This is a genomic window from Frankia canadensis, assembly GCF_900197875.1.
GTDB classification, from domain to species: Bacteria; Actinomycetota; Actinomycetes; order Frankiales; family Frankiaceae; genus Frankia; species Frankia canadensis.
In genome coordinates this window covers 68558-78218 of sequence record NZ_FZMO01000547.1, presented here as the reverse complement: position 1 = coordinate 78218, position 9661 = coordinate 68558, and the positions used below count along the sequence as shown (strand labels likewise).

The following is a 9661-nucleotide window of genomic DNA, read 5'->3' as shown; positions in this document are numbered from 1 at the left end:
TCGGCACATTCACCCAAGCCGTCTTCGTCCTGGAACAGGAAGGAATCTAAAAAAACCAACTTTGAAAATGCTCATTTCACGTACGGTCACGATGACCGCCTGTGGCGAAGGTTGAATGGAAGCATCTGGTTGGGCTTCAAGGGACCGCATGTTGATGCGCGGTTGACCCTCTGGGTTTACCGGATCGATATACGCGACCTGCGGCAAACCTCACATCGTTCGTGGCCTTATGGTTCGGATATAGACTCCGTTACCCCCGCCTGGGGACTTGACGTATGGTGATCGACACGGGGCGAAGCGGTGGAGTCGGGCATGGTTGTGCCGAGGCGGTCCCGGGACCCTCTGTCTCAGCCGAGACCGAGACAGAGGGCCCGACCGGTCCGCCGGCTTGTCGGCCTTTACCTTGACACGAGGTCAAGGTGTCCACTGGGCCTTGGAGGTGATTCCGATCAACATGACAGATGGACCCTGGTGGAACGCCCGCGTGGCCGGCGCCCTGGGCGCCGAGGATGCGTCGGTCCGGCTCCAGGCGGCCCTGGCGGTCGGCTCGAATCCCGGCCCGGATCCCGAGCAGGGTCTCCTGGCGGCGCTCGTCGAGCGGTGCGCGGTCGAGCCCGACTTCTTCGTGCGGGACATGCTGTCCTGGGCGCTGACCCGTCTCCCGCCGGAGATCACCCTGCCTCGGCTGCGCCGCGAGCTCGGTTCCGAGCGCCCGCAGGCGCGCAGCCAGGCGCTGCACACCCTCAGCAAGATCGGCGACAGGCGGGCGTGGGCCTGGATCACGCGCGACCTGCTGCGCGACGCCGACGACGAGGTGGCGCGGACCGCATGGCGTGCGGCGGTCGCCCTCGCCGCCGAGGACGACAGGCCGAATCTGGTCGACGATCTGGTCGTGCAGCTCGGCCGCGGCGACCGTGAGGTTCAGCTGAGCCTGAGCCGTGCCCTCGTCGACCTCGGCGGGGTGATCGAGCCCGCCCTGGCGCGGGCCGCCGCGAACCCCGACCCGACCGTGGCCGCGCACGCCCGAGCCACCGCGTCGCTCCTGCGTGACCCGGAGGCCGGGTTCGACGCGGCGATCGACGAAGCGCGGCGCGTGGTCGCCCTCGGCCCGCAACGAGCCGCGACCGCTGCCGCGGCGGCGCCGGACACGAACCCGCCGGACACGAACCCGCCGGACACGAACGCGCGGCACACGAACCCGCGGACCGGGGAGGTGACGATCGCGGTGATGGAGACCGTTGACGTGGAGACCTCGGATTGCTGATCGGTGATGTGGCCCGCCGCTCGGGGGTGAGCGCCCGCGTGCTGCGGCACTACGACGCGCTCGGGCTGGTGCGACCCAGCGGTCGCACGGCCGGCGGGTATCGCGAGTACTCCGCCGAGGACGTCCGCAGGATCTTCCACGTGGAGAGCCTGCGCTCTCTCGGCCTTTCGCTGGGGCAGGTCGAACGCGTGCTGGCGGACCCGGCCTTCGCACCGTCCGACCTGGTCAGCGACCTCATCCGGTGGACGGAGGACCGCCTGGAACGCGACCGGGAGCTGCTGCGGCGCCTGCGCGCGATCGACGCGTCGGCGCCCACCGGCTGGCAGGACGTGCTGTGCATCGTCGACCTCATGCAGGGCCTTGACGCGCCCAGCGCCGCGCGCAGGCAACAGGCCGTCCTGACGTTCCCGGAGGGCGCGGCGGTTCCCGCCGACATCCTGGCCGAGGCGGTCCTCACCGAAGCCGACCCCAACGTCGCCGGCGCCCTGCGCTGGGCGCTCGCCCGATCGGGTGGCGATGGCCTGGCGACGCTGGCCGCCGCCACGCACGCGGACGACGTCGACGTCCGGCGGCGCGCCGTTCTGGCGATCGCCGAGGTGCCCGACACTCCCGGTGCGACCGCGGCGCTCACGGACGCGCTCGAGGACCAGGACCTGACGGTGCGCAGGTACGCCGCGCTGACGTTGGGCGGACGCAGCGAGGCCACTGCCGTGGCGGCGACCCCGACGGTGCCGATACTCGTCGGGATGGTCGTCGAGGGCACGAACGACGTCGAGGCGGCAGAGGTGCTGGGAAGGCTGTCCGAGGACCCCGAGCACGCGGGCCGGATCACCACCGCGTTGGCCGACGAGCTCGCCGCGCACACCGCGGACCCCGCCGTACGGATACGCCTGGCCCAGGCACTGGTCGAGCTCTCCGGAACCACCGGCCGGGACGTGCTGCGTCGCCTCGCCCACGACGACGACCCCGCCGTCGCCCTCGTCGCCTCGGTGTTCGTCCAGATTCTCGACGAGCGGCTGTCGCGCGCGTAGGGCCGGAACCGCCAGCCAGGTGGGACATCAGCCAAGCGCGGGGAGAACCATCTCGACCAGCGCGGCGACGTCGGCGTCGACCATCGGCTCCCCGCCTTACCGACCGATGTCGTCGTCGGAACCTGTCGACGTCGCCGGGGACGGCTTGACCGTGACACGGTGTGAGGCCGTAGACCGGAAGCATCAGGTTCAGCATCGGAGACTTCGCCAGGCACGGCCGCGTGTCGGTGCGCATGCTGCGCCACTACGACGCGATCGGGCTGCTGCGCCCGGCCCAGGTCGACCCGTCGACCGGCTACCGCTGGTACACCGCCGCGCAGCTCACCCGGCTGAACCGGATCGTGGCGCTGCGGGGACTGGGTTTCGGGCTGCAGCAGGTGCAGGAGCTGCTCGGCGAGCGGGTCGGCGCCGAAGAGCTGCGCGGCATGCTGCGGCTGCGGCAGGCCGAGCTGCGCGCCCAGATCGCGGCCGACACCGCCCGGCTCGCGGACATCCAGGCGAGACTCCGAATGATCGAAAGCGAGGCTGCCATGTCCACCATCGAAATCACCGTCAAGCCGCTGCCGGCAGTGCGCGTCGTCGAACTGACCGGCGTCGCGCGGAACATGGAGCCGCTGTCGATCGGCCCGGTCATCCGCGGACTGTATGAGCGGCTCGGCGCGGCGTTGCGGAGCGCGGGTGTCACCCCGACGGGACCCGCCATCGCCTATTACACCGACCCGCACGCCGATGGCGATGGCGAGAACATCGTCGTCCACGCGGCCCTGCCCATCGGCGCGCTGCCCGCGGACGGCACACCGGCCGCCGCGGCCCTGGCCGGCGCCGCTGTCGTGGACCTGCCCGCCGTCACGCAGGTGGCGACCGTGGTGCACCGGGGCTCCATGGACGACTGCCTGCCCAGCTACCAGGCACTTGCCCGCTGGATCGAGGACGCCGGCTACCGAACCACCGGGCCGAGCCGCGAACTGAGCCTGGCCTGCCCCGAGGACGTGGACGGCTGGGTCACCGAGATCCAGGAGCCGATCGTCCCCGTGTGAACCCGAGTGGCCGCGCCGGCGTCGTCGGTACTCGACGTGGGTGACACACCCGCGGTTCCGTCAACCTCTCGCCGAATGCCGCCGAGCGGACTCGGACGGTTCCGCATGATCTCCTCCGCGCGGTCGAGCGGGCCGGGACGCCGTCGGTGCCGTCAGACGTTGGCGAAGCCGGGGATGCCGGCCCTGATGCGTTCGAGTTCGCGGGCGTCGGAGATGCCCTGGAGGTCGTGGCGGGGGGTGTAGGGGGCCTCCAGACGGCGGGCCTCGTCGTCGGTGAGGTCGAGGTCGAGGGCGGCGACGGCGTCGTCGATCTGCTGGGTGGTGCGGGCGCCGACGATGGGGGCGGCGACGACGGGGTTGCGGCGCAGCCAGGCGAGGGCGATCTGGGCGCGGGTGACGCCGCGGGCGTCGGCGATGGTGCCGACCTCGTCGAGGATGACGCGGTCGCTGTCGGCGGTGGAGCGGGTGTAGAGCATGTCGGCGAAGGTGCCGTCGGTGGCGGCGCGTTCGGTGGCGTTCGCCTGGTCGGCGGGGCGGGCGAGGCGGCCGCGGGCCAGCGGGCTCCACACCATGGTGGCGACGCCCTCGTCGGCGCAGAGCGGGAGCATCTCGCGCTCCTCCTCGCGGGCGAGCAGGTTGTAGTGGTCCTGCATGGTGACGAACCTGGCCCAGCCGTGGCGCTCCTGCAGATGCAGGGCCTTGGCGAACTGCCAGGCATGCATGGACGAGGCGCCGAGGTACCGGGCCTTGCCGGCCTTCACCACGTCGTGCAGGGCCTCGAGGGTCTCCAGCAGCGGCGTCTCGTTGTCGAGGCGGTGGATCATGTAGACGTCGACGTGGTCGGTGCCGAGGCGGCGCAGGCTGTGGTCGATCTCCGTCATGATCGCCTTGCGGGACAGGCCGCCGCCGTTGGGCCGGCCAGGGCGCATCACGTGGCGGATCTTGGTGGTGATGACGACGTCGTCGCGGCTCGCGTAGTCCCTCAGGGCCCGGCCGAGGATCTCCTCGCTGGAGCCGTAGGAGTACATGTTGGCGGTGTCGAAGACGTTGATGCCCGCCTCCAGCGCGTGCCGGATGAGGGGCCGGCTGGCCTCCTCGTCGAGCGACCAGACGGGGTGGCCGTGGTCGGGCTGCCCGTAGGTCATCGCGCCGATGGCGATCGGGGAGACGTCGAGGCCGGTGCGGCCGAGCTTGACGTAGCGCATGGGGGAGGGGCTCCTATAATCAGGACAGTAAGCGGAGAACTCTCCGCCCGACTCGCACCACCGTAACGGAGAGTTCTCCGCTTCGGCAAGGGGCGACCGCTCGCACGTCAGGAGGACCCATGCCCGACGCCGGGTCGCAGCGTTCCGACGCGCTCAGGAACCGCGAGGCGATCCTCCAGGTCGCCCACGACGCGCTCGCCGCGAACCCGGACGCCTCGCTGAACTCGATCGCCAAGCGCGCGGGCGTCGGCGCCGGCACCCTCTACCGGCATTTCCCGACCCGCGAGGCGCTGATCCTGGAGGTCTACCGCCACGACGTGGGCCGGCTTGTGGGGTCCGTGCCGGACGTCCTCGCCGCCCACGCCGACGCCCCGCTGGACGCGCTGCGGCGGTGGTTCACCACCCTCACCGCCTACGTGCGCCTCAAGCACGGCCTCGGCGACGCGCTGAACACCGCCGCCGCGCAGGAGGTCGTCAGCGAGACCTCCGTCTCCGTCACCGCCGCCGTCGGCCAGCTCCTCGACGCCTGTGCCCGCGCCGGCGCGACACGCCCTGGTCTCGACCCCGCGGATGTCATCATGATCATCAGCTGCCTGTGGCGCACCCCCGACACCCCCGAAGGCGCCGCCCAGGCCGCCCGCCTCCTCGAACTCGCCATCGACGGGTTCCGGCCATAGCGGCTCCCGAGGCGACGCAGGCTCGCGTCAAGAGGTGTACGCGTACACCTCCAGCTGGAACAGGTAACCGGCGGCGGCGTGGCCCCATCCCGGGTTTCCCGGGCAGACGCCCCGGTTCGGCTGGTATCCGTCGAAATAGAGTGCGCTGCACTTGAAACAGAAGCGCCAGGCGCCCTGGAAGTTCCCGGGTACCGGGTTCCGGTCGTGCCAGAGAAGGTTCTGTGGGAAGGGCCCGGTATGTGCCCGGCCACCGCGTCCGGCGCAGACGCCCGGGAAGTCGTGGTAGTAAAGGAGACCGCACGACGAGCACTGCCGCCAGTCGCTCTGCTGGTACGCCGTCTCGCCGGAGTGGTGGTCGGTGCTGTTGGTGAACGGTATCCCGAACGTCCAGCCCTGTATCGCGTGCCGGCCGCCCGCCGGACACTGGTTGTGGACCTGCTGGAGGGCCCGGACCAGGCCGAAGCACTTGTTGCAGAAGCGCCAGTCGGCATGCCATACCCCGGACGCCTCGGCGGGCGAGGACAGCGCCGCCGTCGCCGTGAGGGTCGCCAGCCCGATCCCGGTTGCCAGGAATGCCCGTCGTGGTAGACCCGTTGACGTTTCGTCCACTGTCATGGTGCCCCCCTGAAATCCCTGCACGCATCGCCGTGGATGGCGGTGAGAACACTATCGCCGGCCCGGCCTCGACAGCCGCCATCCTGACTGGTTCATGACAGGAACCCGCGTGTGGGGCCCCTGTCGTCTCCGATGGCCTGGGCGAGGTCGTCCTCGTCGAGGGTAGTTGCGGCCGTCGGCGCGGATGCTGCCGTCCGGTGCTGTCGCCCGCCTGCCGGCCGATGGCGGCACAGTGGCGGGGGCGGCTGTCGGCTCGACGTCATTCCATCGGGGATTATTGGGTATAGCCTCCCTGTAGTGAAAGGAGTTGGCGATGGAAATGGCTTACTGGGCGTTCGGGGATGGTCCGAGAGTCCTTTTTGTGCAGGGCGATTCCGAAGGCGGCGACCGGCCCGGAGGAATGCCGGACCGGGGAAAGGCGTGGGCTGTCTGATGGCGCGCTTCCTGTTTGCGACCATGCCTGCTGTCGGCCACACGTCACCGGCCATCCCGGTCGCCCGGGAACTGGTCGCGCGCGGCCATGGCGTGCGGTGGTACGGCGGTGCGGCGTTCGCCGACCAGATCGCCCGCACGGGGGCGGCGTTTCACCCGATCACCGAATCCCAGCATGATCACAGCGTGCATGGTCTCGACGCGCGGTATCCACACCGCAGGGAGCTGTCCGGGCTGCGAAAGCTTCAGTTCGATATGACGTACGGCTTCGCGGCGCCGGTGGCCGGGCAGGTCCGTGACCTGACGGCCCTGCTGGACAAGGAGCCCGCCGACGTCATCATCGGGGACACCGGATTCATCGGCGGGACGATCGTCCAGGAACTGGGCGGTCCCGCGCTCGCTGGTTTCGGCATCAGCGTCCTCGGATTTCCCAGCCGGGATCTGGCCCCCTTCGGATTCGGCCTGTCGCCGGCGCGGGGCCCGCTCGGCCGGGTGCGCAACCGTGTCCTGGACAAGGCGACGCGGCGGATTCTCTTCCGGGGGATGACCGCCGAGGTCAACGTGGCCCGGCGGGCCTTCGGCCTTCCGCCGACCAGCGCCGCCGTCTACGACTTCGCCCTCGAGACCAGGCTGTATCTGCAGTTCAGCACGCCCGGGTTCGAGTATCCCGTGACCGATCGCCCATCCCAGGTGCGCTTCGTCGGCCCGCCGCGGCAGGAGACGGATCGACACTGGCAGCGACCGGACTGGTGGGACGACCTGTCCGGGGATCGCCGCGTCGTCCTGGTCACCCAGGGTACGGTCGCGACCGATCCGAGCCAGCTCCTCCGGCCGGCCATCGACGCGCTCGGCCCCGAGGACGACCTGCTCGTCGTGGCCGTCACCGGCGGCGCCGACCCGTCGGAGCTGGGCGCGGTGCCGGCGAACACCCGGGTGGCGCGGTTCATCCCCTTCGACCTCCTGCTGCCGCACACGGACGTGTTCGTCACCAATGGTGGGTACGGCGGCGTCCAGCTCGCGCTCTCCCACGGCGTCCCCGTCGTCGGCGCGGGGAAGACCGAGGACAAGGGGGAGGTGAACGCCCGGGTCGCCTACTCGGGCGTCGGCATCGACCTGCGCAGCCAGACCCCCGGACCGGATCGCGTCCGCGCCGCCGTCCGCCAGGTCCTCGGCGACATCGGCTACACCCTCGCCGCCGGCCGCCTGCGCGCGGAGATCGACGCCGCCGGGCGGGAGCAGCGGGCCGCCGACCTGCTCGAGGAGCTGGCTCGTCAGCAGAGCACCGGGGGCGCTCGAGTGGCCCAGGGTGACTGAGGCCAGGCCGCGGACCGATTCGAAAAGGTTGCGACGCCGCCAAACGGGACAGATCCCCAGTACTGAGGAAGGAGCACCGCCTGATGCAGCCGTCCCCGGCCAGCGATCGTCACCCGTCCGTGCACGACCATTCCGTCCCGACTCGGGGCCGTCCGCCGGCGTCCGGCCGGGAGATCCGTGACCAGCCGACCGGTGGCCCGCCGTCCCGCCGCACGATAACGAGGGTCCCCGGTCGCCGCCCTGAACCACGCCGCGGGCGCCCGGCCGAATGTGAACCTCAGGTACTCGGCGTGGTCGACGGTACGGAGACGGCGGACTATGTGGCGCACACGGCGACGCTGCGAGGTGTCGTCCGGCAGCGGCTGGTCACCCGGGCGCTGGTCGAGCATCTGCCACCCCCGCCCGCGCGGCTGCTGGACATCGGCGGCGGCAACGGCGTGCAGGCGCTGGAGTTCGCCCGGCGGGGATACGAGGTCACCGTCTGCGAACCGGACCCGGGCATGCTGGTCGAGGCCCGGCGGGCGCTCGCGGACGCCCCCGAGGTTGTCCGGCGGCGGGTCGCGCTGGTCGAAGGCGACGGGCGCGAGGCCGCCCGCCTGGTGGGCATCGGCTGGGACGCCACGTTCTGCCACGGCGTCATCATGTTCGTCCCCGAGCCGGCGCCCCTGCTGGAGGTCCTCGTCGAGGTCACCCGACCCGGCGGGATCATCTCCGTGGTCGGTAAGAACGGCCCGGCGCTCGCGCTGCGTGCCGGCCTGCAGGGCCGCTGGCAGGACACCACCGCGCAACTCGGCGAGCCCACCCCGGCGGCTTCCACCGGGTCGGCCACGTCCACGGGAGCGGCCGGCCAGCCAGCGGTGATCCCGCCGGGCGGTGATGATCCGGCCAACGTCTCCGCGATCCTCACAGCCGCCGGCACGCGGCCGCTCGCCCGATACGGAATCCGCATCTTCACCGATCATCTCGGCGACACCCCGCCAGGCCCGGATCTGGACGCCGTCGTCGACGCCGAATGGGCCGCCGGCACCCGCGACCCCTACCGCGGGATCGCCCGCCTCATCCACCACGTCCACTGCCGGCTGAGATAGCCCGGCGGCGCCGGACCCCGCTGGGCGATATCGGCACCACGGCCGCCGACCCGCCGCGTCCCCGACGGGTTTCTTTACCGCGCCGGCTGCGCGTGCCAGCGTGGGTGGGTGAGGTCAGCGATCAGGTACCGCGCGACGCCGGCCGGCTCGGTGACCTGTTCGACGGCGGGTGCTGGGCCGGCGCCGCCGTGCGACCTGGGGTGGACCACGCGGCGTGCTGTCGGTGAGGAGTCGTAGTGGGCTTGTGGGACGACCAGGTGCTGCCCAGAGTCATCGATCTGGCCCTCGGCAGACCGGTGCGGGAGGCCAGGGCGCGGGTCGCGGCCGGGCTGTCCGGCGAGGTCCTGGAGATCGGCTTCGGCTCGGGACGCAGCCTCGCGTACCTTCCGGCGGACGTCACGCGCCTGCTCGCGGTCGAGCCTGCCGCTGTCGGGCGCAGGCTCGCGGCAGGGCGCGTCGCCGCCGCGCCCTGCCCGGTGGAGTTCATCGGCGACGACGGCCAGGCGCTGCCCCTGCCGGACGCGTCGGTCGATCATGTCCTCACGGCCTGGACGCTGTGCACCATCCCCGACGTCGACCAGGCGCTGCGCGAGATCCACCGGGTGCTGCGGCCCGGCGGCTCCCTGCACTTCACCGAGCACGGCCGCTCGTCTCGACCCGCCGTCGCCCGCTGGCAGGACCGGCTCACCCCCGCCTGGGGCAGGATCGCCGGCGGCTGTCATCTCGACCGCCGCATCGACGAGCTGGTCGCGGCGTCCGGGCTGACCCTGGAGTCGGCCACGACCCATCCGATGCGCGGAACAGCCCGGCTCGGCTTCGCCTACGAGGGCGTCGCGTCCAGACCGACCTGACGCGGCGTCCCGGCCGGAGCGCGTGGCATGCGGTCCGCGCGGCCCGCGGCGTCAGCTGGAATCTGTTTGCTGTACGTCGCGATTGCGTGGGACGGTGCGTCGACCGGACGGGTGCCGCCGCCGTCTCGGACGGATCGGCGCGTGCCT

General features: G+C 71.5%; 9 protein-coding genes. 7 read left to right on the top strand and 2 right to left on the bottom strand.

What is annotated here, in order from left to right:
- Window positions 1-454 precede the first annotated feature (454 nt).
- The 3 genes from C1A33_RS31300 to C1A33_RS31290 all read left to right on the top strand — a co-directional run bounded on the left by C1A33_RS31300 (window position 455) and on the right by C1A33_RS31290 (window position 3332).
- The gene (locus C1A33_RS31300) at window positions 455-1264 is read left to right on the top strand and encodes a HEAT repeat domain-containing protein (RefSeq protein WP_243408122.1); all 810 of its coding nucleotides are present in this window, start codon (window positions 455-457) and stop codon (window positions 1262-1264) included.
- Window positions 1258-2295 (top strand): MerR family transcriptional regulator, encoded by a 1038-nt coding sequence (locus tag C1A33_RS31295; RefSeq protein ID WP_101835924.1) that lies wholly within the window; start codon window positions 1258-1260, stop codon window positions 2293-2295. The genes C1A33_RS31300 and C1A33_RS31295 overlap by 7 nt, the downstream gene beginning before the upstream one ends.
- Before the next feature lie 182 nt (window positions 2296-2477).
- Window positions 2478-3332 carry a MerR family transcriptional regulator gene (locus C1A33_RS31290; RefSeq protein ID WP_279354728.1) on the top strand — a complete coding sequence of 285 codons (855 nt, stop codon included), beginning with the start codon at window positions 2478-2480 and terminating at the stop codon, window positions 3330-3332.
- Between the two features lie 152 nt (window positions 3333-3484).
- On the opposite strand, the gene C1A33_RS31285 is transcribed toward C1A33_RS31290, so the two are convergent.
- Entirely contained in the window at window positions 3485-4537 is a 1053-nt protein-coding gene (locus tag C1A33_RS31285; RefSeq protein WP_101835920.1) for an aldo/keto reductase, read from the bottom strand.
- Between the two features lie 119 nt (window positions 4538-4656).
- Here C1A33_RS31285 and C1A33_RS31280 point away from each other — a divergent pair, with 119 nt between their 5' ends.
- On the top strand, window positions 4657-5214 hold the full coding sequence (locus C1A33_RS31280; RefSeq protein ID WP_101835918.1) for a TetR/AcrR family transcriptional regulator: 558 nt from the start codon (window positions 4657-4659) through the stop codon (window positions 5212-5214).
- A 27-nt stretch (window positions 5215-5241) separates the two neighbouring features.
- On the opposite strand, the gene C1A33_RS31275 is transcribed toward C1A33_RS31280, so the two are convergent.
- Window positions 5242-5829 carry a hypothetical protein gene (locus C1A33_RS31275; RefSeq protein ID WP_243408120.1) on the bottom strand — a complete coding sequence of 196 codons (588 nt, stop codon included), beginning with the start codon at window positions 5827-5829 and terminating at the stop codon, window positions 5242-5244.
- 456 nt (window positions 5830-6285) lie between these two features.
- Between C1A33_RS31275 and C1A33_RS31270 the strand changes: the two genes are divergently transcribed.
- The 3 genes from C1A33_RS31270 to C1A33_RS31260 all read left to right on the top strand — a co-directional run bounded on the left by C1A33_RS31270 (window position 6286) and on the right by C1A33_RS31260 (window position 9514).
- Window positions 6286-7575, top strand: a complete 1290-nt coding sequence (locus tag C1A33_RS31270) for a glycosyltransferase (RefSeq protein ID WP_243408119.1) — start codon at window positions 6286-6288, stop codon at window positions 7573-7575.
- A gap of 290 nt (window positions 7576-7865) precedes the next feature.
- Window positions 7866-8663, top strand: a complete 798-nt coding sequence (locus C1A33_RS31265) for a methyltransferase (protein WP_243408118.1) — start codon at window positions 7866-7868, stop codon at window positions 8661-8663.
- A 236-nt stretch (window positions 8664-8899) separates the two neighbouring features.
- Window positions 8900-9514, top strand: a complete 615-nt coding sequence (locus tag C1A33_RS31260) for a class I SAM-dependent methyltransferase (RefSeq protein ID WP_101835912.1) — start codon at window positions 8900-8902, stop codon at window positions 9512-9514.
- Window positions 9515-9661: the final 147 nt, after the last annotated feature.

Coding starts and splice junctions, on each gene's coding strand:
- C1A33_RS31285 (WP_101835920.1), bottom strand. CDS start 4,537: ATGCGCTACGTCAAGCTCGGCCGCACCGGCCTCGACGTCTCCCCGATC.
- C1A33_RS31300 (WP_243408122.1), top strand. CDS start 455: ATGACAGATGGACCCTGGTGGAACGCCCGCGTGGCCGGCGCCCTGGGC.
- C1A33_RS31275 (WP_243408120.1), bottom strand. CDS start 5,829: ATGACAGTGGACGAAACGTCAACGGGTCTACCACGACGGGCATTCCTG.
- C1A33_RS31270 (WP_243408119.1), top strand. CDS start 6,286: ATGCCTGCTGTCGGCCACACGTCACCGGCCATCCCGGTCGCCCGGGAA.
- C1A33_RS31280 (WP_101835918.1), top strand. CDS start 4,657: ATGCCCGACGCCGGGTCGCAGCGTTCCGACGCGCTCAGGAACCGCGAG.